This is a genomic window from Streptomyces sp. NBC_00872, from assembly GCF_045161915.1.
GTDB lineage: Bacteria > Actinomycetota > Actinomycetes > Streptomycetales > Streptomycetaceae > Streptomyces.
On sequence record NZ_CP108806.1, the window covers coordinates 1,446,053 to 1,469,473 of the forward strand.

The 23,421-nt window shown below is 67.2% G+C and carries 24 protein-coding genes; 11 read left to right on the forward strand and 13 right to left on the reverse strand.

Annotated elements, in window-relative coordinates:
• Positions 1–75: 75 nt before the first annotated feature.
• Positions 76–2,145 (reverse strand): heavy metal translocating P-type ATPase, encoded by a 2,070-nt coding sequence (locus OG214_RS06155; protein WP_405984063.1) that lies wholly within the window; start codon positions 2,143–2,145, stop codon positions 76–78.
• 94 nt (positions 2,146–2,239) lie between these two features.
• Here OG214_RS06155 and OG214_RS06160 point away from each other — a divergent pair, with 94 nt between their 5' ends.
• On the forward strand, positions 2,240–2,632 hold the full coding sequence (locus OG214_RS06160) for an ArsR/SmtB family transcription factor (RefSeq protein WP_405987440.1): 393 nt from the start codon (positions 2,240–2,242) through the stop codon (positions 2,630–2,632).
• A gap of 185 nt (positions 2,633–2,817) precedes the next feature.
• Positions 2,818–3,810 carry a cation diffusion facilitator family transporter gene (locus OG214_RS06165; protein WP_405984064.1) on the forward strand — a complete coding sequence of 331 codons (993 nt, stop codon included), beginning with the start codon at positions 2,818–2,820 and terminating at the stop codon, positions 3,808–3,810.
• Positions 3,811–3,919: 109 nt separating this feature from the next.
• Here OG214_RS06165 and OG214_RS06170 read toward each other — a convergent pair whose 3' ends face one another.
• Positions 3,920–4,339, reverse strand: a complete 420-nt coding sequence (locus OG214_RS06170; RefSeq protein WP_363081771.1) for an arsenate reductase ArsC — start codon at positions 4,337–4,339, stop codon at positions 3,920–3,922.
• A gap of 144 nt (positions 4,340–4,483) precedes the next feature.
• Between OG214_RS06170 and OG214_RS06175 the strand changes: the two genes are divergently transcribed.
• The 4 genes from OG214_RS06175 (at position 4,484) to OG214_RS06190 (ending at position 7,163) form a co-directional block, all read left to right on the forward strand.
• On the forward strand, positions 4,484–4,798 hold the full coding sequence (locus tag OG214_RS06175; RefSeq protein WP_405984065.1) for an ArsR/SmtB family transcription factor: 315 nt from the start codon (positions 4,484–4,486) through the stop codon (positions 4,796–4,798).
• Positions 4,795–5,916, forward strand: a complete 1,122-nt coding sequence (arsB, locus tag OG214_RS06180; RefSeq protein ID WP_405984066.1) for an ACR3 family arsenite efflux transporter — start codon at positions 4,795–4,797, stop codon at positions 5,914–5,916. Before OG214_RS06175 ends, arsB begins: the two co-directional genes overlap by 4 nt.
• A gap of 108 nt (positions 5,917–6,024) precedes the next feature.
• Positions 6,025–6,807 (forward strand): type I methionyl aminopeptidase, encoded by a 783-nt coding sequence (gene map / locus OG214_RS06185; RefSeq protein WP_405984067.1) that lies wholly within the window; start codon positions 6,025–6,027, stop codon positions 6,805–6,807.
• Between the two features lie 143 nt (positions 6,808–6,950).
• Positions 6,951–7,163, forward strand: a complete 213-nt coding sequence (locus tag OG214_RS06190; RefSeq protein ID WP_363084982.1) for a hypothetical protein — start codon at positions 6,951–6,953, stop codon at positions 7,161–7,163.
• A 127-nt stretch (positions 7,164–7,290) separates the two neighbouring features.
• Here the strand turns inward: OG214_RS06190 and OG214_RS06195 are convergent, their stop codons facing one another.
• From OG214_RS06195 to OG214_RS06220, 6 genes are all read right to left on the reverse strand, one after another.
• Positions 7,291–9,036 carry an ABC transporter ATP-binding protein gene (locus OG214_RS06195; protein ID WP_405984068.1) on the reverse strand — a complete coding sequence of 582 codons (1,746 nt, stop codon included), beginning with the start codon at positions 9,034–9,036 and terminating at the stop codon, positions 7,291–7,293.
• A 125-nt stretch (positions 9,037–9,161) separates the two neighbouring features.
• Positions 9,162–9,716, reverse strand: a complete 555-nt coding sequence (locus OG214_RS06200) for a TlpA family protein disulfide reductase (RefSeq protein WP_405984069.1) — start codon at positions 9,714–9,716, stop codon at positions 9,162–9,164.
• 23 nt (positions 9,717–9,739) lie between these two features.
• Positions 9,740–10,363, reverse strand: coding sequence for a MauE/DoxX family redox-associated membrane protein (locus tag OG214_RS06205; protein WP_405984070.1), 624 nt, complete (start codon positions 10,361–10,363; stop codon positions 9,740–9,742).
• Positions 10,364–10,455: 92 nt separating this feature from the next.
• Positions 10,456–10,956 (reverse strand): S26 family signal peptidase, encoded by a 501-nt coding sequence (locus OG214_RS06210; protein WP_405984071.1) that lies wholly within the window; start codon positions 10,954–10,956, stop codon positions 10,456–10,458.
• 13 nt (positions 10,957–10,969) lie between these two features.
• Positions 10,970–12,796: a BTAD domain-containing putative transcriptional regulator gene (locus OG214_RS06215; protein ID WP_405984072.1), complete on the reverse strand. Its 1,827-nt coding sequence runs from the start codon at positions 12,794–12,796 to the stop codon at positions 10,970–10,972.
• Between the two features lie 333 nt (positions 12,797–13,129).
• A complete protein-coding gene (locus OG214_RS06220; protein WP_405984073.1) occupies positions 13,130–13,789 on the reverse strand; it encodes a hypothetical protein in 660 nt (219 codons plus the stop codon).
• Positions 13,790–14,081: 292 nt separating this feature from the next.
• On the opposite strand from OG214_RS06220, the gene OG214_RS06225 reads away from it, so the two are divergent.
• Positions 14,082–14,666 carry a hypothetical protein gene (locus tag OG214_RS06225; protein WP_405984074.1) on the forward strand — a complete coding sequence of 195 codons (585 nt, stop codon included), beginning with the start codon at positions 14,082–14,084 and terminating at the stop codon, positions 14,664–14,666.
• Positions 14,667–15,081: 415 nt separating this feature from the next.
• A complete protein-coding gene (locus OG214_RS06230; RefSeq protein ID WP_363080186.1) occupies positions 15,082–15,456 on the forward strand; it encodes a hypothetical protein in 375 nt (124 codons plus the stop codon).
• A gap of 40 nt (positions 15,457–15,496) precedes the next feature.
• Here OG214_RS06230 and OG214_RS06235 read toward each other — a convergent pair whose 3' ends face one another.
• Positions 15,497–16,123 carry a TetR/AcrR family transcriptional regulator gene (locus OG214_RS06235; RefSeq protein ID WP_405984075.1) on the reverse strand — a complete coding sequence of 209 codons (627 nt, stop codon included), beginning with the start codon at positions 16,121–16,123 and terminating at the stop codon, positions 15,497–15,499.
• 130 nt (positions 16,124–16,253) lie between these two features.
• Between OG214_RS06235 and OG214_RS06240 the strand changes: the two genes are divergently transcribed.
• Positions 16,254–17,705: an amidase gene (locus OG214_RS06240; protein WP_405984076.1), complete on the forward strand. Its 1,452-nt coding sequence runs from the start codon at positions 16,254–16,256 to the stop codon at positions 17,703–17,705.
• Between the two features lie 84 nt (positions 17,706–17,789).
• Here the strand turns inward: OG214_RS06240 and OG214_RS06245 are convergent, their stop codons facing one another.
• The 3 genes from OG214_RS06245 to OG214_RS06255 all read right to left on the reverse strand — a co-directional run bounded on the left by OG214_RS06245 (position 17,790) and on the right by OG214_RS06255 (position 20,331).
• The gene (locus OG214_RS06245) at positions 17,790–18,698 is read right to left on the reverse strand and encodes an NmrA family NAD(P)-binding protein (protein ID WP_405984077.1); all 909 of its coding nucleotides are present in this window, start codon (positions 18,696–18,698) and stop codon (positions 17,790–17,792) included.
• 260 nt (positions 18,699–18,958) lie between these two features.
• Complete coding sequence (locus tag OG214_RS06250; protein ID WP_405984078.1) at positions 18,959–19,822, reverse strand: SDR family NAD(P)-dependent oxidoreductase; 864 nt, start codon at positions 19,820–19,822, stop codon at positions 18,959–18,961.
• Between the two features lie 68 nt (positions 19,823–19,890).
• Entirely contained in the window at positions 19,891–20,331 is a 441-nt protein-coding gene (locus OG214_RS06255; RefSeq protein WP_382857002.1) for a MarR family winged helix-turn-helix transcriptional regulator, read from the reverse strand.
• Positions 20,332–20,697: 366 nt separating this feature from the next.
• On the opposite strand from OG214_RS06255, the gene OG214_RS06260 reads away from it, so the two are divergent.
• Complete coding sequence (locus tag OG214_RS06260; protein WP_405984079.1) at positions 20,698–22,026, forward strand: aminotransferase; 1,329 nt, start codon at positions 20,698–20,700, stop codon at positions 22,024–22,026.
• Positions 22,027–22,130: 104 nt separating this feature from the next.
• On the opposite strand, the gene OG214_RS06265 is transcribed toward OG214_RS06260, so the two are convergent.
• Entirely contained in the window at positions 22,131–22,532 is a 402-nt protein-coding gene (locus OG214_RS06265; protein WP_405984080.1) for a MerR family transcriptional regulator, read from the reverse strand.
• Positions 22,533–22,652: 120 nt separating this feature from the next.
• On the opposite strand from OG214_RS06265, the gene OG214_RS06270 reads away from it, so the two are divergent.
• Positions 22,653–23,366: an SDR family oxidoreductase gene (locus OG214_RS06270; RefSeq protein ID WP_405984081.1), complete on the forward strand. Its 714-nt coding sequence runs from the start codon at positions 22,653–22,655 to the stop codon at positions 23,364–23,366.
• The last annotated feature ends 55 nt before the right edge of the window (positions 23,367–23,421 follow it).

Below are 23,421 nucleotides of genomic sequence, written 5' to 3' on the forward strand. Positions count from 1 at the left end.
AGGGTGCCGGTGCGCGACATCCGGCCGCGTACCAGCACCTCGGGCGCCTCCGCCTCCGTCGTACGTTCCGCCTGCTCAACGAGGCCGCCCGCTCACGAGGGGCGTTCGCGTGTCCTGGGCGGCGCGGTTCCAGGCGGCGTCGCGCAGCAGACGGAGGCCGTTGAGGCCGACGATGACGGTCGATCCCTCGTGGCCCAGCACACCGAGGGGCAGCGGCAGATGGCCCACCAGGTCCCAGATGACCAGGCCGGAGATGAACACACCGGCGATCACCAGGTTCTGCACCACCAGGCGGCGGGCCGCTCGCGAGAGGGCGATGACCTTGGGGACGGTGGCGAGTTCGTCGCGGACGACGACGGCGTCGGCGGTTTCCAGAGCGAGGTCGGAGCCGGCCCGGCCCATGGCGATGCCGGTGTGGGCGGCGGCCAGCGCGGGGGCGTCGTTGACACCGTCACCGATGACCAGCACCTTGCGCCCGCGGGCCGCCAGACGGCGTACCGCCTCGACCTTGTCCCGCGGCAGAAGGCCGGCGTGGACGTCGTCTCCGGTGATGCCCGCCTCGGCCGCCAGGCGGGCGGCGGCGCGGGGGTTGTCGCCCGTGATCAGCATCGGCGTGCCGCTGGTCAGCTCGGTCAGGGAAGCGACCGTGGCGGCGGCGTCGGGGCGCAGCCGGTCGGCGATGCCCAGCACCCCGACCGGGACGCCGTCGCGCAGGACCACGACGGCGGTGCGGCCTCCGTCCTCCAGATCCGCCGCGACCTCGGCGGCGCGGGCCGAGAGGGTGTCGTCGTTGTCGTCGAGGAGGCGGGCGGGGGCCCCGACCGCGACCGTGTGTCCGTCGACGGTGGCGGTGACACCGACGCCGGGGGTGGAGGTGAAGTCCCGCATGCCGGCGATGGCCAGACCGCGGGTGCGGGCCGCGTCGACGACCGCGCGGGCCAGGGGGTGTTCACTGGGGTGCTCGACGGCGGCCGCCAGCGCCAGCAGGGCGTTCTCGGCCAGGCCGAAGCCATCCAGGCCCGAGCCGTCGTCCAGGCCGGAGTCGCCGTCCAGGCCGGAGCCGTCCAGGAGACGGATGTCGGTGACACGAGGGGTGCCCTCGGTCAGGGTGCCGGTCTTGTCGAGTGCGACCGCGTCGACCTGCCCGAGACGCTCCATGACGACGGCGGACTTCACCAGGACGCCGTGGCGTCCGGCGTTGGCGATCGCCGACAGCAGCGGCGGCATGGTGGCCAGCACCACGGCACACGGCGAGGCCACGATCATGAAGGTCATCGCCCGCAGCAGCGAGCCGGTGAGGTCCGCGCCGAACGCGAGGGGGATCAGGAAGACGGCCAGGGTCGCGAAGACCATGCCCAGGCTGTACCGCTGTTCGACCTTCTCGATGAACAGCTGGGTGGGCGCCTTGGTCCCGGAAGCTTCCTCGACCATGGCGACGATCCGGGCGATCACCGAGTCCGAGGCGTCACGCTCGACCTTGACCCGCAGGGCACCGGTGCCGTTGAGAGTTCCGGCGAAGACCTCGTCCCCGGTCTCCTTCGCGACCGGCAGGGGCTCGCCGGTGATGGTGGCCTGGTCCACCTCGCTGATCCCCTCCAGCACCCGGCCGTCCGCGCCGATCCGTTCGCCGGGGCGAACCAGGATGGTGTCCCCCACCACCAGGTCCTCGGTGGCGACCGTCGGCTCGCTCCCGTCATCACCCAGCCGGGTGGCGGTGGCCGGGGCGAGGTCGAGCAGCCCGCGCACCGCGTCCTGGGTGCGGGCGGTGGCCAGGGCTTCCAGGGCGCCGGAGGTGGCGAAGATGACGATCAGCAGCGCGCCGTCCATCACCTGCCCGATCGAGGCCGCGCCGATCGCGGCCACGATCATCAGCAGGTCCACATCCAGGGTCTTCTCCCGCAGCGCCGTGAGCCCCGTCCGGGCCGGCTCCCAGCCGCCGGTGACATAGGCCGCCGCGTACAGCGGGCCCCAGGCCCAGGCGGGGGCGCCCGTCAGCTGGAGCGGCAGCGCGATCAGGAACAGCGCCAGCGCCGTGGCGGCCCAGCGCGCCTCGGCCAGGGCGAACACCCGGGTACGCCGCTTGGGCGCCGTACGCGGGGCGGCCGGGGCCGCCCGTTCAGGGCGCGGGAGCAGGACAGAAGGCATGACGAAGCAACCCTTCGCGGCGCAGGACGGGAACACATCCACCGTACAGGAACATCTGAACAGGTATTCAAGTATGATCGATAGCATGGACTCCATGGGTCACGGAGCCGACGAAAAGAATCACGCCACCCCACGCGAACGCCTGGACGCGGCGGGGGCCACCGACGTCGCCGCCACCCTCCAGGCGTTGGCCACCCCCTCGCGGCTGTACATCCTCGCCCGCCTCCAGGAAGGCCCCTGCTCGGTCGGCGACCTCGCCGAGGCCGTCGGCATGGAGGCCTCCGCCTGCTCCCACCAGCTGCGCCTGCTGCGCAACCTCGGACTCGTCACCGGAGAACGCCGGGGCCGCTCCATCGTCTACACCCTCTACGACCACCATGTCGCCGAACTCCTGGAACAGGCCCTCTTCCACGTCGAGCACCTGAGACTCGGCCTGCGCGACGCACCCGCCGAGGTCACTCGGCCGCTCTCCCGCACCGAGCCATAGGCGTGGGGAGGGACCGAGCCACAAGCGTGGGGAGGGCTCGGTTCGACGGCGGCCCGCGATTCAATAACCGCAGGTCAGAGCGGTGTTATTGGTGTTGACAACGGTCACCGGTGCAGCCTTTGCCGATTCTCTCCAAGTGCGCTTCACTGCCCGGGTCGCATACGGGAACGGGGAGGTTCACGAACATGAGCGGGCATCAGGAGCACGACCATGGACCGGGCGGCCACTCCCACGGCGTCGCCGCGGACGCCGACGGCCGGTGGCTGTCGATCGCGCTCATCCTCATCACGTCGTTCATGGCGATCGAGGTCGTCATCGGCGTCATCGCGGGATCCCTCGCGCTGATCTCGGACGCCGCGCACATGCTCACCGACGCCGTCTCGATCGTGCTGGCGCTCATCGCGATGCGGCTCTCGGGCCGTCCCGCGCGCGGCGGATTCACGTACGGTCTCAAGCGCGCCGAGATCCTCTCCGCCCAAGCCAACGGGCTCACCCTGCTGCTGCTCGCCGCCTGGCTCGCCTACGAAGCCGTCCACCGCCTGATCGACCCGCCCCGGATCGAGGGAGGTCTGGTGCTGGTGACGGCCCTGGCCGGCATCGCGGTGAACATCCTCGCGGCGTGGTGCATATCCAAGGCGAACCGCATCTCACTGAACGTCGAAGGCGCCTACCAGCACATCCTCAACGACCTGTTCGCCTTCATCGGCACCGCGATCGCCGGTCTGATCGTGGTGACCACGGGCTTCGCCCGCGCGGACGGCATCGCCACCCTCGTCGTCGTCGCACTGATGATCAAGGCGGGGTACGGACTGGTCCGCGAATCCGGCCGGATCTTCCTCGAAGCCGCCCCCGTGGACCTCGACCCCGACGCCATAGGCGACCAGCTCGTCGCGCGTCCGTCCGTCGTCGAAGTCCACGACCTCCACGTATGGACCATCACCTCCGGACAACCGGCCCTGTCCGCCCATGTCCTGGTGTCCCCCGACAGCGACTGCCACGCGGTGCGCCGCGACTTGGAGCAGCTCGTGAGCCAAGAGCACAAGATCAGTCACACCACCCTCCAGATCGACCACGCACCTGAGGAGATCCGTCCTCTCGCCCACGCCAACGCGGGGTCCGACGCGCACTGCGAGGATCCGCACGGTCCGGTCCACCGCGACGAACCACACCCGCACTGACAGGGGCCGGACGGCGGCGCGGGCGTCGAAAAGGGTGGCGCGGGCGTCGAAAAGGCGGCGGTGCAGCCGACGGGGCCCGAGCCGATGACGACGACGTTCCGGATCCCGCTCAGGCCGCGGTCTCCGGCTCCGGCGCGATCTGGGCGATCAGTCCCTCGACGCGCTTCCTGATCTCGTCGCGGATGGGGCGTACGGCCTCGACGCCCTGTCCGGCCGGGTCGTCCAGGGTCCAGTCGAGGTAACGCTTGCCCGGGAAGACCGGGCAGGCGTCCCCGCACCCCATGGTGACGCAGACGTCGGACTCCTTGACCGCGTCCACGGTGAGGATCTTCGGGGTCTCGGCGGAGATATCGATGCCGGCTTCCGCCATGGCCTCGACCACGGCCGGGTTCACGGCGTCGCCCGGGTCGGATCCCGCCGAGCGGACCTCGACACGGTCGCCGGCCAGGTGGGTCAGCCAGGCGGCGGCCATCTGGGAGCGGCCGGCGTTGTGGACACAGACGAACAGCACAGAAGGCTTGTCGGACATCAGACGGGTCTCTCTTGTTCTCGCGTGTCTCACGCGTCTCACGTGTTTCGCGAGCTTGTCTCGCGCGTCTTGTGACGAAGGCCAGGGAGGTATGACATCAGCACCCGATGGCGTCACCCGCCACTGATGTGACAGTATCAGCCCATGATGACGTCAGTCGACACTGAGCTGATCCGAGTGCTTGCCGATCCGCTCAGGCTCCAGATCGTGACCCTGCTCGCCCACGAGACCCTGTGCACCACGCACTTGGTCGAGGAGACCGGCGCCAAGCAGACCAACCTCTCCAACCACCTGCGCGTCCTGCGCGAAGCCGGGGTGGTCGAGACAGAGCCGTGCGGGCGCTTCACCTACTACAAGCTGCGACCGGACGTCATCGAATCCGTGGCGGGTTCCTTCACCGCTCTGGCCACGGCCGCCCGTGCCACCCGAGCGGCCGACACGAAGAGGGCCTGTCCGTGACCAGCAGCGGACAGGCAACCACCAGCACACCCACCCCGCCGAGCGCGGACCCGGTCGTCGCGAAACTCTCCACCCTCGACCGCTTCCTCGCCGTCTGGATCCTGATCGCCATGGGACTCGGCCTGGGCCTCGGCCGACTGATCCCCGGGCTCGACGACACCCTGGCGAAAGCCGAGATCGGCGGCATCTCCCTGCCCATCGCCGTCGGCCTGCTCATCATGATGTATCCGGTCCTGGCCAAAGTCCGCTACGACAAGCTCGACGCCGTCACCGGCGACCGGAAACTGATGATCTCCTCGCTGGTCATCAACTGGGCTGTCGGCCCGGCCGTGATGTTCGCGCTCGCCTGGATCCTCCTGCCGGACCTGCCCGAGTACCGCACCGGCCTGATCATCGTCGGTCTCGCCCGCTGCATCGCCATGGTCATCATCTGGAACGATCTGGCCTGCGGCGACCGCGAGGCCGCCGCCGTCCTCGTCGCACTCAACTCCGTATTCCAGGTTGCCGCGTTCGGCCTGCTCGCCTGGCTCTACCTCGACCTGCTGCCTAACCGGCTCGGCCTCGGCGACGGCGAGAGCCTCGACATCTCCATGAGGAAAATCGCCCTGAACGTGCTCATCTTCCTCGGCGTACCACTGCTGGCCGGCTTCCTCACCCGCCGCTTCGGCGAGAAGTCCATGGGCCGGGAGAGCTACGAGGCGAAGCTCCTGCCGAAGATCGGCCCCTGGGCACTGTACGGACTGCTCTTCACCATCGTCATCCTGTTCGCCCTCCAGGGAAAGACGATCACCTCGCGGCCGCTCGACGTCGCCCGGATCGCACTGCCGCTGCTGGTGTACTTCGCGGTGATGTTCTTCGGCACGTTTCTGCTCGGCAAGGCCCTCGGACTGGCCTACGACCGGACCGCCACGCTGGCGTTCACCGCGGCGGGCAACAACTTCGAACTGGCCATCGCGGTCGCCATCGCCACCTTCGGCGTCACCAGCGGCCAGGCGCTCTCCGGCGTGGTCGGCCCGCTCATCGAGGTGCCGGTGCTGATCGGGCTGGTGCACGTATCACTGGCATGGCGCAAGAAGTTCGCCACTACGGCCCTCACCACGCCCGCGAGTGAGCACTGACGACCCGGCTCAAGGCCACGTTCGGGCCGGCCGATCTCGACCATGACCCCGATTCTTATACCGGTATAGTTTGGCCGGTATAGTTATTGGTTGCATAAGAAGGGCGCCATGATCGAGATCCTGAATCCCACCCTACTGGCCCGTGCGAAAGACACAGGCGCCCTGGTCGCCGACATCCTGGAGACGCTGAAGAGCCGTAGCACGATCGGCACGAACCTTCTGGACATCGACCGGTGGACCAAGGCCATGATCGTCGAGGCGGGAGCGCTGTCCTGTTATGTCGACTACGAGCCATCCTTCGGCCGCGGCCCGTTCGGCCACTACATCTGCACGGCCGTCAACGACGCCGTGCTCCACGGACGGCCGTACGACTACAAGCTCGCCGACGGCGATCTGCTGACACTCGACCTCGCCGTCTCCAGAGGCGGAGTCGCCGCGGACGCCGCCATCAGCTTCATCGTGGGCGACACGAAACCCCCGGAGAGCGTCGCGATGATCAGTGCGACCGAACGCGCGCTGGCCGCGGGGATCGCCGCCGCCGGGCCCGGGGCCCGCATCGGTGACATCTCCCATGCCATCGGCACGGTCCTCAGCGAGGCGGGGTACCCGATCAACACCGAGTTCGGAGGTCATGGCATCGGATCAACGATGCACCAGGACCCCCACGTCGCGAACACCGGACGGCCTGGCCGTGGATACAAACTGCGCCCCGGGCTGCTGCTGGCACTGGAGCCGTGGGTCATGGCGGACACCGCCCTACTCGTCACCGATACCGACGGGTGGACGCTCCGAAGTGCGACAGGCTGCCGGACGGCACACAGCGAGCACACGATCGCCATCACCGACGACGGAGCCGAAATCCTCACCCTGCCGAAGCAAGCGCGGCCGTGAGGTCGGAGCCCCCGTGTTTCTCCGGATCCGGATCATGGGACGGAACCGCTGTATTTAGATTGTATTTTTCTCGTCTCCTCTGCGGCTAGCTTTACAAATGTCAATTTCCTTCGCTTGCAGAAGCGATGACGGGAGGAATTCTCATGCTCAAGATCATTGAGACGATGGGTACACGGATGGTGGGTATGGTGGCCCCCTCGGTCACGGCAGCCGCCGCCCCGGCCGCGTGTTACGACCAGTACTCTCACTGCGATTCCAGCTGCTCGTTCTGGCAGGACCGTCTGGCGTACGACCGGATCTGCAACGGCGTGTACGAGTACACCTGGTACGCCGGCTGCGGAACCTGCGCCGCCTGATCCGAGAGCGACGAGTGACAGGTCAGCCCCGGCCTCCGTCCAGGAAGCCGGGGCTGACCCCGTCCTTTTTCCTCTCCGCTGCCTTCCGCCGCCTTTCCGTCGCCTTTCCGCTGTCTTTCCGCGGTTTTCAATTGGTCAGCTCTGGCTCCGTGGATTGCTTCTCACGGTACCCGTGCGATTGTATACGGAAGAGTCGGGCGTATATTCCGCCGAGGGCGATGAGTTCCATATGGTTTCCCTGCTCCACGATCCTGCCCTCACTGAGTACGGCGATCCGGACGGCGTCCCGGACGGAGCCCATGCGATGGGATATGAGGAGGCTGGTACGCCCTGCGCGGTAATCCCTGAGATGCTGGTGAATCTCGTATTCGGCTTCGGCGTCGAGCCCTGAACTCGGTTCGTCGAGTATGAGCAGATCCCGTTCGCCGCGGAGAAGGGCGCGGGCCAGGGCCAGACGTTGCCACTGTCCTCCGGACAGCAGCACTCCTGAGGACGGGTCGTCGCTGTTGGAGTCCTGGAACATCCTGCTGAGAAGGGTGTCATAGGCGTGCGGGAGCCGGGTGACGACCTCGTGGACGCCTCCGCGCCGGGCGGCTGCCGTGAGGCGTGGTTCGTCCTCAAGGGCGGAGAGATCACCGAGTCCGATGTTCTCCTTCACGGTGAGGTCGTAACGGGTGTAGTCCTGGAATACCGCGCTCATCCGTTCCCGTAGCTCCGCCGGATCGAATGCGCGCAGGTCGATGCCGTCCCAGAGAATGGCTCCGCGAGTGGGATCGTAGAGTCGGCAGAGCAGCTTGATGAGCGTGGACTTTCCCGCGCCGTTGTGGCCGACCAGGGCTGTGGCCTGTCCGTTCGGGAGGAACAGGTCGACGCCCCGAAGAATCCACGGCTGGTCGTCGGAGTAGCGGAACCAGACGTCCTGGAACTCGATACCGTGTCGCAACGGTGGCACCGTACGCGGTTCTTCCGGCACGGGAAGGGCGGACGGGGTACGCATCACTTCCTGGTAATGGTGGAACATCAGCAGCGAGTCATGGATCGTGGACAGGCTTCTGACGAGGTTGGCGAGGGATCCCTGCGTACCGGCCACCGAGGCGATGAACATCGCGACATCACCGACGGAGAATTGTCCGGACAGCGCCGCGTGGGCCGCCCAGACCAGTCCGCCGCCGGCCACGGCCGCGGACAGCAGCGACAATCCGCCCTGTGTGCGCAGCACGCGCCGATCGAGCCGGTCCCTGGCGGAGTTGATGGTGCGCAGTTCACCCAGCATCCTGTCGCGGAGGAAATCCGAGATGCCGAACAGGCGGACTTCCATCGCGGTTTTCAGATCGCGGAGGAGATCCGTGTAGAACATCTCTCTGCGCTCGGCGGGCCCCAGCCGCCGCCGTAGCCGGGCCCGGCGCTTGTTGAGAGCCCTCTCGGCGAGGAGCGCGGGGATCACCGCCGCGATCACCACACCCGCCATCACCGGGCTGAGCAGGCCGAGCGTGATCAGAAACCCGCCCAGGGTGATACCTGCCTGCAAAATGCCGAGCAGGCCGGTGAGAAACCGGCCCGGACTCTCGCTCCCGGACTGCTGAGCGAGCATGAGCCGGTCGTAGAAGGGCGGATCCTCCAGTTGCGCCAGCCCGTGCATGGTGCCCAGTTTGGTGAACAGACGTTCCCTGATGGCGATTTGCACACTGCGTGTCAGCAGGTTGCCGGCGAACACGGCGCCATGGGGAAGGAGCACGGTGGCCACTCCGCCGGCCGCCAGCGCGGCGGCCAGCGCGAGGAAGTGGTTCAGCTCACCGGCGGGCCGCGCCGTGATGCCGTCGAGAAGAAGTTTGGTCAGCCAGGCGGACAGCACCGGCAGAGTGCCGAGGAACATGCCTGCCAGGAAAAGGAAGGCGACGGCAAAGGGAGCGGCACGGCAGGCGAAGACAAGCGCGGCCACCGCGTCCCTCAGCCGGACTCGGCCGCCCGTGTCGTGTTCGGGCCGCCGGGAGAGCCGTCTCACCTCGATACCGCCGTGGGAAGATCAGCGACCCTGCGGGATGACACGGTAATGGCACCGTCGACGTCGAGCCCGGCGAAGGCAGGGAATCCATTGACGGCGAAAGCGGACTGTACCGGCCCGTCGGGTTCCTCCACGATGACCCGTCCGACGCCGGTGAACTGTGCGGCGTATTTGGTGGCTTCCGGCGGGAAGCCCGAGATGACCACGGTGACGCGGTCTCGGCCCTCGGGCACTGTGCCTGCGTAGCTGAGGAACTCCGGCGTCGCCTTCTCACAGGGAACACATCCCGGCGACAGAAAGGCTATGACGGCCGGGCCGGTGAGGGAGTCGCGTGAGACCGTTTCCCCGTCGAGCGTCATGGCGCTGAACTCCGACGGTTCGTCTCCCATGGGGCGTGGGCGATTTCCGGTCGGATCCGATACGTCTTGTCCATGGCCCTCTGCCAGCAACTGGGAATGCTCGCGCAGTCTGATGATGACGCCGTAGGTGAAGACCAGATTGAGAATACACAGCAGTCCAAGCAGGGCAGCCAGAACGATGAGATACGGCATGGTTGATCCTTTTCCCAACTATGTCAGCCTCGTGGGTCCCGGATCTGCGGCACGGGCAGGCGCGGGCCCTTGGGCGAGCCAGTTGATCGAGTGGGAATGAAGAGTTCTACGATGTCGTCGAAGAGAACGAAGAAGCTCGCGAGGACGACTCCGGTGACGGCCGCCAGCAGTTTCCCGAAAACGGCCTCGCCGCTCTCCCCGGCCAGCAGATTGCCAAGCATTCCCACGACGGCGATCGTGGAGAGCAGCAGATTGCGGACGATGTGGCGCACGCCCAGCACCGCACCGCGGCCTCCGAAGCACTTGCAGGGCGTCTGGGTACCGTTTTTGAGAGCGTGCGCGATGACGGAGCTGAAGGCGAGCAGCAGACCGAGACTCAGGGCCAGTGCGCCGGCCCGAAGTACCGGCGCTTCCTCTCGAAGCGGTCCCACCGGGAGAAAGGAGAAGGCGAGCAGTACGGGCACCATGAATTCGATGCCGAGTGCCGTCATCGCCATGGCGCGAGCACGGGACCGGGGAACGATATTCAGGTCTTTTATCGATCCCACGAATTCAAGAAACGAGTACCGATTTCGCGACTTGCTGAGTGCGGCAGCCAGAAAGACCACCCCCAGCAGAAACTCGCATCCGGTCGCAAGATTCCGCATGATTAAATCTCCCCGTCGCCGCAACAATAGCCTGCCCTATATGCTAGACATGGCCTGTATAAACTTGATACAGGCAACATACAGACTGCCTGTCAGCCATCGAATCGTTTGACGACGCGTCCAAGCAATTCCGTGGTCGAGAAGTAACCGTGGACGCGGGAGTCGTAGCTCTGGTCCGGGTTGTCACCCAGCAGAACCACCCGGCCCGGGGGCACAGCTGATTCAGGCGCGTCACGCAGGGCGGGCACGGTGTCCCGGGGCACCGGGTCGCCGGGGACGGCGGCCACCCGTTTGATGAGGCAGGGGCCTGCCCACCCCGCGGTCGTCGACTGGCGGTCCTGCCTCGGGCGCACGGCCTCCGGTATCCGCCCCTGAAGGTGCACCGAGTCACGTACGACGACTACCGACATTCGCGTGAGGCGGTGCGTGGCGATACGGCGTACGACGACGCGTTCGCCGGAGCGGAACGTCGGTTCCATGCTCGTCCCCGCGACGGTGACCACCGCGTACTGACGGCGCAGCCACCAGAGGCCGGCGATGGTGAGCAGGATGGCGCAGGCGACAGCGGCAGCGACGACGATGAGGCTCGGCATCTCGGCCTCCCTTTCAGCCGAGGGTGGCGGACAGTGTGTGGAAGACATGGGGCAGGCGATAGCGGCCGGGTCCCAGGCTGTTGAGGAAGCGGTGGTCGCTCAGCCGGTCCAGCAGCAGCTCCGCCGCTGCCGGGGACGTCTCCACCAACTCGGCGGCGATCGCTGGGGTGATCTCGGAATCACGGTGACGGGCCAGGGCCCGCATGAGCTGTGCGGCCTGCGGGTCGGTGCGATCGACCGACTCGTACATCGCGCGCAGCCAACTGCTCAGTCCGTGCCCGGCGGAGGAGTGATCGTCGATACGGCCGGTCCCGGCGCGTAGCTGCTCCGCGAGGTGGTCCAATCCCCACTCCGGCCGGCCTGACAGGAGTTCACCAACGCCTCGTATGGCGCCGGGCAGACGGGCGCAGTGCTTGACGATCTCCTCGGCCGCCTCGGGCGAGGCGGCCATATGACGGGCACCGATGAGTTCGGCGAGCAGCGCCAGCGCCTCTTGCGTGGTGAGAGGATCCAGCGTCAGGTGCTGTGCGTGGTCGAGGGCGAGACTGCGCCGGCCGGTGACCAGCACCGCGCAGTGCTGCCCGGTGGGAAGCAGAGGACGCACCTGTGCGGCGTCGAGGGCATTGTCCAGGACCATGAGCAGGCAGCGGCCGGCCGTGACGGAACGGAAATGCGCCGCGGTCTCGCCCGTGCTCACGGTCGGTGCGGGGGCTGGTTCCCCGAGCGCCGTGAGAAAGCCGGTGAGCAGGCGCCTCGTTCTCATCGGGGTCTCCGGCGATTCCACGTCTCCGAGGTCCGTGTAGAGCTGTCCGTCGGGGAAGCGATCGGCGACCGCGTAGGCGGCCTGGAGTGCCAGTGCCGACTTGCCGACTCCGGGTGGGCCGCTGATCGCCGTCATCCGCGCGAAGCCCTCGTCACGGTTCAGGGCCGCCACCACATCCGCTGTCTCTCGCTCCCGTCCGGTGAAGAGCATGGGACGGGGCAGTTGCCGTGGCACCGTGTGGCCGCGCCGCGATGCGACGAGCGAACGGGAGGATCCGGCCGGAGCTGTCGGGCTGGGAGTGCCCCCTTCCCTGTGCCGGGGTGACGAGAGCTCTCTGTGCCGGGGTAACGGGAGCGGGGCACGATTCAATATGGCCTGGTGTACGTGCCGTAGTTCCTCGCTGGGCTCGATACCCAGATCCCGCACCAGTTGGGTGCGGGCCTGGGCGTAGACCGAGAGCGCGCCGGCCGTGTCTCCGGAGCCGTACACCGCCCGCATGAGCAGGCCCCAGGAGCGCTCCCGCAGGGGCTCGTCCCCGAGCAGGACCCGCAGCCCGAAAGCCGCTTCGGCGCAGGCGCCGAGAGCGATACCGGCCTCGGCGTGGTCCTCCAGTACGGTCATGTATTGCTCACGCAGGGCGGCAAGTCGGGCCGCCATCGGCTTTTCGCAGTCGATGCCCTGCCCGACGGGGCCCCGCCAGAGGTCGATCGCCTCCCGTAGTTGTGTCATGGCCGCCGTGAGGTCGCCGCGCGCCAGTGCGGCCCGCCCGCTCTGTGCCGTTTGCTCGAAGCTTGTGAGGTCGAGCCGCTGCGGGGCGGCCAGAAGTTGGTAGGAGCGGCCCTTGCCGACGATTTCGACATCGTCCAGAACGGACAGAACGCGTCGAAGGGTATTCGCGTAGCTGCGTAGATTCGCCACGGCCGAGATGGGCGCCTCGCTTTCCCACAACGCGCCGGTGAGCCAGTCCAGAGACACCGGACGGTTGAGGTTGAGGAGCAGTGCCAGGAGCAGTGTCCGCTGCTTGGGGCTTCCGATGGAGACGGCCTCGTCATGGAGACGGACCCGTATGGGCCCCAAGATCTGAAAGCTGTGAAGACTTGCCGCACCTGTTGAACTCATAGTCACCTTTCGTTGCGTCCCGAGCGATCCGTTCGCCGGCGCGGCATCGTTTCGCTCCTCGGTCCTGGAGATGCCGGGAGATGGTGGGAACGGGAGCTGGTTGAAAACTGGGGCGAGTGTGATCGGCGGGCATTGGACGATCCTTGAGAAGACCTTGAACCGCCTGGCAGAAGTGGTCTCAGGCCAGAGCTGAGGCTGAAGTGGCGGTGGGGACGCAGCGAGCGTGACATCTCCTGAAACGCGTCACGGGTACGGTCCGGCCGGCACGTCGTTCGAAGAGACGGTGGCGTGCTAGTGGGGCTCGTCTGACGTTCCGTGAGGAGGGCGCGCGGCGTCAGGAGCGGCTGAGCTGGTGGCCCATTCGGTGAGGGCGGTCAGGGCGTCCACCGGGTGTCTGGCACGGATCCGGATCCTTCGGTAGCGGTCGCCCGGCACCGGAAACCGCGGGGACCGGTCCCATCTGCGGGCGAAGCGCCAGATCCAGGTGCCATGGTGAAGCCTTCGGGCCGAGGCGAAGCCGTGGTCGCCGCGCAGCCGTACCTCCACGTTCAGCGGTTCGCGGAACGGAGTCAGCTCGGTCGTGTCGTAGCCGACGCGGAAGCTGGCCTCGGCGTCCTTCCAGTCCAGCCGATCGGCTTCCGCGATTCGCTCGCGCGCGATCCGGGCGTCTTCGCGGAGGAACACGGGGTCGTGGATGACCAGGGCGTCGGTCTCCAGAGTCAGCCGGGGTCCGGACAGCAGAGCCCGAACGGTCTGCACCTGAGCCGGAACGGTCGCGAAGGACGCCGCACCGGCTGCCACGGCCATCGCGGTGCCCAGCACATCGGGCTGCCCCGCGACGGCGTCCAACCCGAATGTGAGGGCCGCCAACGGCAGGCCCAGCCCCCACGGAAGCACGACGAACACGGCGAGTACGGCCCGCCATCGCGAACGGACAAGCGAGATGTCCATGACCGGCGATGCTAAACGGCCTGGACCGGCCATGCCAACATCGCCCACGCCCTCGGACGCCATGGCCGCGACGACCGCCGAATCCTCGCCTCAGGGCCGGGGGCGGGCGGGGCAGGGCAGGCGGGGCCAGGCGGGGCGGGGCTCCCAGCGTGGGCGCCTTTCCGGGTCGGAGTGTCCGCGCCTCGGGCCCAACTCGCCTCGTTGGCAGTCTTGTTGACTCGACGTAGGCTGGCGGCATGCTGTCGTGGACCGTCGGTCCTCACCGGGCCGGATGGCGGGTGAGAGGGGGGTCATGTTCCGCACCGGAGACCGCGTGACGACGGCGGCGACCGATGTGCTGGTCCTGGCCGAGGGGGAGGGCAACGCCGGGGGCGCGCTCGCCGTCGTCATCGTGGCGTTCATGGTGGCGGCCGGCTTCCTGCTGGGGGGCCTGTTCGCGGAGCAGCACCGGGGACGCTGGTTCGTTTTGAGTCTGTTCTTCGCGTTCTGCGGCTTTGTCGGCCTCAACCTCTACCTGACCGCGGCCTGGTCGGAGTCGGAGCTGAGGGAAGCGGTGAGGGAGGCGGTCGAGAACGTGGACGGCGCCACCTACGGCCTCTACGACGAGAACCCGATCGACGACGCCCTGGCCCGCGCCTCGGATGGCCGGGGCGCGTCGGCCTGGCTCACCGTGACGGCGAAGGCGAACGACATGGAGTACGAGGTGTCGGCGCAGGGCACGGGGTCGCGCTTCTGTATCCACCTGGACAGCTCCTCCGGCACGGAGCCGGTCCGCCCGGAAGGAACCGGTGACGAGGACGGCGAACCGTTCCCGCGCGGGACCAGGCTGTACTCGGCCGAGTGGCGCGAAGGGACCTGCCCTGGCATCGACGGGTGACGGAGCCCCCGCCCCGCCCGCGAACCCACCCGTACAAACCCACCCGTACAAACCCACCCGCACGAGCCCGTCCGCGACCCCGGTACGCCGCCCATGAACCCGGTGCCGGTGAAGTTGCCGTTCAGCTACAGGTGAATGGTGGTGGGGGGTGCGGTTCCAGACGGCTTCGGAGCGGCTCCCGCCCGGCATGGGACTCATATCCCATCGGTAACTCTCCGGGGTGATAAATCCTCTATACAGGCTTAATTGGGGCTCTGCCAGGGCCATGTCCCAGATGGGCCTGCCGGTCCAGGGGGCGATCGAGCGGACACATTCTCCGGAATCCCTTCGCTCACCCGTACCCCCGGCGTCCATGTCGGGACGCCCCGGCAAGACCCGCCCACAGGGGATTTCCGCACTCACAGGGGAGATGAGTATGCGACACACGACCCGGGCCCTGCTGACCGCCGCCACGGTGGCCAGCACCCTCCTGCTCACCGCCACCGCCGCCTCGGCGAGCGAGTACACCATTCAGGCCGAGGGCCAGGCCCGCGGCTACGGCGGAGCCGACGGCGATGGCCTGCGCGTCTACGCCTGCGACACGAACGCCGACAACTGGGGCGTGCGCACCCACTACAGGTACCGCAACTCCACGGGCGGCACTTCCACACGTACCGTCAGCGATGCCAACGGTGTCACAACCGGCTGCGGCGAACAGAACATGGCCCGCAGCGCACCCGCCCTCAGCTACCAGGTCTGCACCGGACGGGCCGGCGCCGACACCGTCTGCAGCCCCTGGGTCCGCCTCTGACGGAAGACCGACCCGTCACAGCGGCCCATGTGCGGGGCGGTCAGTCGGTGGCCGCCCGGGAGGGACCGAGGGGGGAGCGGTGCTGGGCCAGGATCCCCTCGACGGTTCTCATCAGACGGTCCCCCGCTTGATCGATGCTTCCGTTGTGTGTGCTGACCTGCGCGCCTTCCAGTACGAAGGTGATCGCGGCCGCAACCTGCTCGGGGTCGGACAGCCCGGCCTCGGTACACATGCCCACCAGTCTGCGGGTCTGGTGGGCCTTGTGCTTCTCGATCACTTGCCGTGCGGGATGGGAGCGGTCGGGCAGCTCGGCGATGGAGTTGATGAACGGGCAGCCCCGGTGTGAGATCGCCGGCAATCCCTCGGCGATGAAGCGGGCGAGGCCAAGGATCTGGTCCCTGGGACGGCCGGGGTGTTCGGCCTCGACCCGGTCGAAGGCCGCCTGGTAGTCGGCGGCGACGATCCGCAGCCACTCCGCGACCAGCGCGTCCTTGGTTTCGAAGTGCCGGTAGATCGCCATTTTGGTGGTCTCGGCCCGCTCGGCGATCGTCTGGACGCCCACCCGCCGGATCCCCTCGCTCTGGAAGAGCTCTTCCGCGGCGTCGAGGATGCGCTCACGAGGCGGCAGTTTCGCCACCCTGCTCGGCCTGCCGGCGCTTGCTGCCATAACTGCTCCGTGACGTCAGGGTCCCGTTGTGGGGCCACTCAACCCTTGTTACGGTACCAGTCCGTTCCATGCGATACCGATGGGTATCACACGGTACTCTTCGGTACCGCTCTTTCCGCTGGGAGTGACAGTGAGGATTGCCGAGTACGTGAGCTTCGACGCGGTCGGGCTCGCGGAGCTGGTGGCCAAGGGCGAGGTGACCCCCGCCGAACTGGAAGCAGCCGCACGCGAGGCCGCGCGGGCGGTCAATCCGCGCATCAACGCCGTCGTGGAGACATGGCCGGCCGACGACGTGCCCGTCCCCGGCAGCACACCGCTGGCCGGCGTCCCGTTCCTGATCAAGGACATCGGAGTCTCCATGGCCGGGCGGCGAATGGAGCTGGGCAGCCGTCTCGCGGCCGGCAACGTCGCCGGCGCCGACTCCTCCCTGATGCTGCGCTTCCGTCGCGCCGGCCTTGTGACGTTCGGGCGTACCGCGACACCGGAGATGGCCTACAGCAACACGACGGAACCAGTGCTGTACGGCGCGACCCGCAACCCGTGGGACCTGGCGCGCGGCGCGGGCGGATCCAGCGGGGGCGCGGGGGCGGCCGTCGCCGCCGGCGTGGTCCCGATCGCGCACGCCACCGACGCCGCCGGTTCGATCCGCGTCCCCGCCGCCTGCAACGGCCTCTTCGGGTTGAAGCCCACCCGTGGCCGGGTCTCCGCGGGCCCCGACTTCGACGAGGTCTTCAACGGCCTGGCCGTGCAGGGCAGCGTCAGCCGCTCGGTACGCGACAGTGCGGCGCTGCTCGACCAGATGCGAGGCCCGGAACCGGGTGACCCCTACTTCGCCCAGGAGCCGTCCCGGCCGTACGCGGAGGAGGTCACCCGCCACCCGGGCTCGCTGCGGATCGGTGTCCTCACCCAGGCGTGGGGCGGACACCGCACCACCGCACCGGTGGCCGACGCCCTCTCCCGCACCGTGCGGCTGCTCGAATCCCTCGGCCACCAGGTGGAGGAGGCAGAGGTCGGCCTCGGGGTCGACTGGGAGGAGTTCGTCCTGGCCGGCGCCCGTCAGTGGACGGCGAATCTCACGGCCTCGGTCGACGAGCTGGCCGCCGCCTTCGGCCGGCCCGTCGACTCCTCGACCCTCGAACCGCCCACCCTTGCCGGCTACCACTACGGACAGCGCGTCAGTGGCGCCCAGTTCGTCACCGCTCTCGCGATGCGCAACCGGGTCGCCCGAAGCCTGGCACGGTACTTCGACGCTCACGACATGCTGCTCACCCCGACCTTGCCGGAGCTTCCGCTGCCCTTGGGCACCCATGCGGAGGGTGCGGAGACACTGGACGGCCTTGGCTGGCTTCGCCGCCTCTTCGATCTTTCGCCGTTCACCGCGGCGTTCAATGTGGCGGGCACGCCCGCCATGTCCGTGCCCGTGACGGCCGACGCGGAGACGGGGCTCCCGATCGGAATGCAGTTCGCCGCCGGATACGGGCTCGAAGGCCGCCTCTTCCGCCTCGCCGGACAACTCGAACAGGCAAGCCCGTGGTCGGGCCGGACCCCCACGGTGTGGGCAGGGAACCACACGGGCCACTGAAGGACTTCAGACCTAACGAGCAGTGCATTCCGCCACGTTCGCGATGCCGCGATCTTGTGGAGGCCGCGTATGAGAACGGCCGCGTCAGGGGGCGGGGACGTAATAGGGGCCGCTGGTGTCGAAGTATGACCGGTCATGGGCAACGAACTGCTCGACCGAGAGCGGGGCGTGTCCGCCGATGTTCTTGACGGTGTCGTTGGTACCGGCGAAGACGCCGTTCTGGTAGTCGACGGCGACGTTGCCGAGGTGCTGGACGAGATGTTCGGGCAGCCCGCGCTTGAGCATGGCCGAGGCGAACTCCTCAACGGTGATCGGCTCGTAGTGCACCGGGTGGCCGAGCGCGCCGGCCATGGCATCGGCGATGTCGTAGTGGTTCTGCTCGACCGGGCCGTGCAAGGTGTAGACCGCGCGGTCGTGCGGTTCGGGGTCGGCGAGCACCGCGGCGATCACGCGGGACTGGTCGGCCGACGCGATCGGGGCATGCCGTCCTTCGCCGAACGGGAGCCGCAGGAATCCTTCGCCGTCCCGCATCTCCCACCACACCTTCAGCCACTCGGCGAAGAACGTCGGCCGCAGGTGGGTGGTCACCAGGCTTGTCCGGTCCAGCAGTCGCTCGCCCAGCCAGTGCTGCCGGGCGGCGTTGCTGCCGGCTTCGCGGCGGGCGGAGATCTGCGACATGTTGACCACGGACCGGACACCCGCCTCGGTCGCCGCCTGGGCGAAGATGACGGTCGATTCCACCAGGCCCGGCAGGATCGGGTAGCAGAAATAGGCACCGGCCACGCCCTGCACGGCCGCGGTCACGGCATCCAGGTCAAGGAAGTCGGCCACGACGACCTCGGCGCCGGCCTCGGCCAGCGCGCGGGAGCGTTCGTCCTCCCGGTGGACCATCGCCCGGACGCGGTGACCGCGCTCCAGCAGCAGTTCGATCGTGCCGCTCCCGGTCTTGCCGGTCGCGCCCGTGATCAGGAACAGCCTGTCATCGTGGACCATCTCCCACACCTCTCAGTTTTTCGTAGGTCACCGGACTCTGGCCTTTCGGTCGCCGGTGGTGCCGAATTCCTCGGCGTCCAGCGGGGCGGTGATGCCAAGGGCTCGAAATTCACGCCGAGTCAAGCGACGCAGATGCCTCTCCACGCTCAGATTCGAAGCTGTATGCCAACGTGTGAGGCGCCTTCGGCTCGCTTCTCCCCTGACAGGCACTCCGGGCTCAGCCGAGTCTCGACCACTCCATGGATTTCACCAAGGTCGCTTTATCGGCTTGGGTTACTCAAGATCGTTTCGTGATAAGTCTTCCCGCGGCTCATCCCGAGCAATCTGGCGACGGGCCGCTGCGTCAGAGCGGTGGCGATCAAGTCGCCGATGCCAGGTGACAAAGCCTCGCCGAGCAGCAGCATATTCGCCGTTCGCGGCAGCACGACACGTCGCTTCCCTCTCCGGACCGCTTCCGTCACAGCCCGCGCGACATCTTCTGATGACAGCGGAGTCATGTGTCGGAACGGGGGAGGCATCTCGGCTTCCTCAGCCTCCCTCAACAGATCGGTGGCGGTGAGTGCCGGGTGGATCACCGAGACCCGGATACCGCTGTCGGCCAGCTCCTGGCGAAGACTGTCCGAGAACGCAGAGACCGCATGCATCACGATCGCGTATGAACCGAATCGAGAAAACGCTTTGCGCCCCATAACGGACGACATGTTGACGATCGTTCCCGACCTCTGTTGCCGAAGTATCGGGAGGACACGTTGCGTCACATTGATCATCCCGAAAAGACTCGCCTGCAGTGTTTGATGAACATCGTCCTCGAACGCAGCGGATTCAATACCGCCCACCTTTCCGATCCCAGCGTTGTTCACCAGCACGTCGATTCTTCCGAACCGGTTCATCGCAGCGTCCACCAGGGCTGTCACAGCATCACGGGAGGTCACATCGGTCGGCACCGACAGCACTTCCGAACCCAGATCGCGGACTTCTTTCTCCACCTGGGCAAGTCGGTCGGCCGAGCGGGCCGCGATAACCAGCTGCGCCCCTTCTCCAGCGAATGCGAGCGCGACGGCTCTGCCAATCCCTCGTGAAGCACCCGTGACCAGCACCACCTTGTTCGCGAAGAAATCTTTCATACCCTTCCCTTTCTTGATGTATATGCAACATTCGCCTGTTGAGATACGTCAGAGCCAACCCTGACTTTCTAGGCGCCCGGGGCGTACCCCATACCGCTCGCGATATCCTGGACCGCGCTCACGCCCGTCACCCCGAGAAGCCGCGCGGCCTGCCGCTGAGCCTCCCGCCACTCGGGCATCACGGACTCGATCTTGGCCTGGCCGGCACGAGTGAGCGCAACCTCCCGTATCCCTTTCGCATCGGACGACAAGACCTCTATCCAGCCGCGATTCACCAGCAGATTCAGATTCCGGCTGACCGTGGATCTCTCCAGTTGCAGCACGTCACCGAGCTTCGACGGCGTGCACAGGCCGACCTTGCCCAGCGCGGCCAACAGGTTGACCTGGGCGATGGTCACACCATGACCGCCGAGGGCGCCGTCGTAGAGGCTCGTGAGAGCCCGGCCGATCAGCCGGACGCGCACCGCCAGACAGTCACCAACGATCTCGTCTATGGAAGAAGTACTCACGCCCACAGTGTTGTATATGCATCAAGATGAGTCAACCCCGCACGAGCAGGCGGGAGCTCCAGCTCCCAACTCGGGCCCGGACCCGGGCTCAGGCTCGGGTGATTCAGCTCCCCGCCCACTGCGCAGCATTCAACCGAGTACACTAAACGGACAAATGCCCCGAAGGTAAATCTCCGGGAATCGACAGAGAATGACGGCCCGGTCGCCCAACGTGCGACCGCGCAGCCGGATTCCTGACCGCTCCCGCCGCGCGGACGGCGCTCATACGACTCACTGCCGCCCCACTGCACCGCGCTCGCCGTCACGGGACGCACCGCGGAAGCGGAACACATCACGGAAGTACCAGTCCTGTCCCAAGGAGTTCCCATGCCTCCACGCGCGGCAACGATGCTCGAACCTCATACACCCCCTGACCTGGAGACAGAACCGCATGTGATCGTGCGCGGCGAAGGCGTGAAGGTCTGGGACAGCCAAGGGCGTTCCTATCTCGACGCCGTGTCCAGCATGCTGTGCGCGAATCTCGGCTACAGCGAGCCCCGGCTCATCAAGGCCGCCGCGGACCAGTTGGCCAGGCTGCCGTTCTACGCGTCCTACGACCACCGCACCACCGATGTCTCACTGGCACTCGCCGATGACCTCGCCCGGATTTCCCCGATACCGATGGGGCGTACGTTCTTCGCCAACTCGGGGGCCGAAGCGAACGACAGCGCGTTCAAAATCGCCTGGTACTACCACCGGAGTCTGGGCCGCCCCGAGCGGACGAAGATCATCTCTCATGAGAACGGCTATCACGGCACCACCGTCGCGGCCGGCTCGGCCACCGGTATAAGCCACATACACGAGGGATTCGGCATGCCACTGCCGAATTTTCCGAAGATCCCCTGCCCTGACCCCTATTCCCCGCCCGCGCAGGGCCTGACGTCTGATCAGTTCGTCGACTGGCTTGTCGCACAACTTGAGGATCTCATCAGCGACGAAGGTGCCGACACCATCGCCGCGTTCATCGGGGAGCCCGTACTCGGCGCCGGAGGAGTCATCTTCCCGCCGCACGGCTACTATCAGCGCGTACAAGAAGTCCTGGCCCGTCACGATATCCTGTTCATCGCCGATGAGGTCATCACGGGATTCGGCCGTACCGGTTCCATGTTCGCGACGACGGAATTCGACCTCAGTCCCGATATGGTCACTCTCGCCAAGGGACTGTCCTCCGCCTACATACCGATCTCCGCGGTCATGCTGGGAGAGCGAGTGGTCGACGTACTCGTCAACGGCTCCGGCGGCGTCGGCGGATTCGGCCATGGCTTCACCTACTCGGGACACCCCGTGGCCGCGGCCGTCGCCCGCGAGAGCCTCGCCATTCTCATGGAGCGGGATATCCCGGGCTATGTGCGGACCATGGCACCGATGCTCGCGGATGGTCTTGACGCCTTTCGCGGCGCGGAGTTGGTTCGTGACGTCCGCGGACACGGGTTCCTCGCCGCCGTCACCTTCGACTCGGCCTCCGGCGGTCTGGCGGAAGGCCGACTGGGCGCGGCCCTGATGGCCAGGTCCGCAGAACACGGTCTGCTCGTACGGGCGATAGGCGACACCATCGCCTTCGCGCCTCCCCTGATCAGTTCCGACGCCGAGATCAAAACAATGGTCGACTGTTTCGGTGCCGCGTACCAGGACGTACTCGACAGCATCCACAGGTGAGGTCCCAAGGTCCCATGAGGTCCTGAAGGGAATCGGGGTGCGTTCTGACGCGGTTCGGGACAGCATGCCGTCCGGTGCTCGGATTCGATGTTGTTTCATCGGCTTCAGGCTGAGGCGGAGTCTCCAGTGAGCGCCTGGTCGAGCGACGACGGGCACGCCTCCGTGTCCGGGTGTGTGGCGAGATCGATCAGGACATCGAGTCGGCGGCCCGCTTCCTGCAATTCAGCGACCTTCGCTCTGATACGGACGCGCTCGTCGTGCACGCGGTCGAGCAACTGGGGACCGACGTAGCGGGCGTCGATGGCCGGCAGAAGGGTTGCCATCAGACGGCTGCCAAGTCCGGCCGTGTAGAGCTGCTGGATGAGCGCCACGCGGTCCACGGCCGACTCCGGGTAGACGCGCTGACCGCTGGCCGTGCGTCGTGGACACAGAAGGCCCTGCTCCTCGTAGTAGCGCAGCGCACGCGTGCTGACTCCGGCCCTATCGGCCAGTTCGCCGATACGCATCTGGCTCCTCCTGCTCGTGCTCTCGGCTGTCACGACTTGCCCTTCACGTCGACGTCAGGTTTTAGCGTAGGCGGCACGGGGCGGACGCGAATCTCCCACCGCCCATCGAAAGGAAAGAACATGGACATTGCCGGTTCCACCGCGCTTGTGACAGGAGCCAATCGCGGGATCGGTCGGCGCTTCGTCGATCAGCTGCTGGCCCAGGGAGCCAGGAAGGTCTACGCCACGGCTCGACGCCCGGAGCTGATCGACACGTCCGACTCGCGGGTCACGCCGCTGTACCTGGACCTGCTGGACGAGAAATCGATCGTGAACGCCGCCGCGGCAGCACAGGACGTCACGTTGCTGATCAACAACGCCGGCATCGCGACTGGGGCCAACCTCGTGACCGACGATCTGGACACGATCCGGCAGGACCTGGAAACCCACCTCTTCGGCACGCTCCGGGTCATCCGCGCCTTCGCTCCCATCCTCGCCGCCAACGGCGGAGGAGCGGTCGTGAACATCCTCTCCGTGCTGTCGTGGGTCGCCACCGAAGGGACAGGTTCGTATTCCGTGGCCAAGGCCGCAGAGTGGAACATGACCAACAGCGTGCGCCTTGAGCTTTCCGGTCAGCAGACCCTTGTCCAAGGCGTGCACCTGGCCGCCGCGGACACCGACATGACGGCGGGACGCGACGCCCCCAAGATCGACCCGGCCGACGTCGCACGAGCCAGTCTCGACGGCGTGCGGGCCGGGGTCATCGAGGTGCTGGTCGACGACCCCAGCCGCTTCGTCAAGGCCGCCCTCTCGGGCGACCCTGCGCAGTTCTACAGCTCTACGTCCGGCACCTGACCCTTCCCTCCCTGCCCTGTACGGCTCCTCCTGGCCCTGCCCTTCCCGGCCCTGC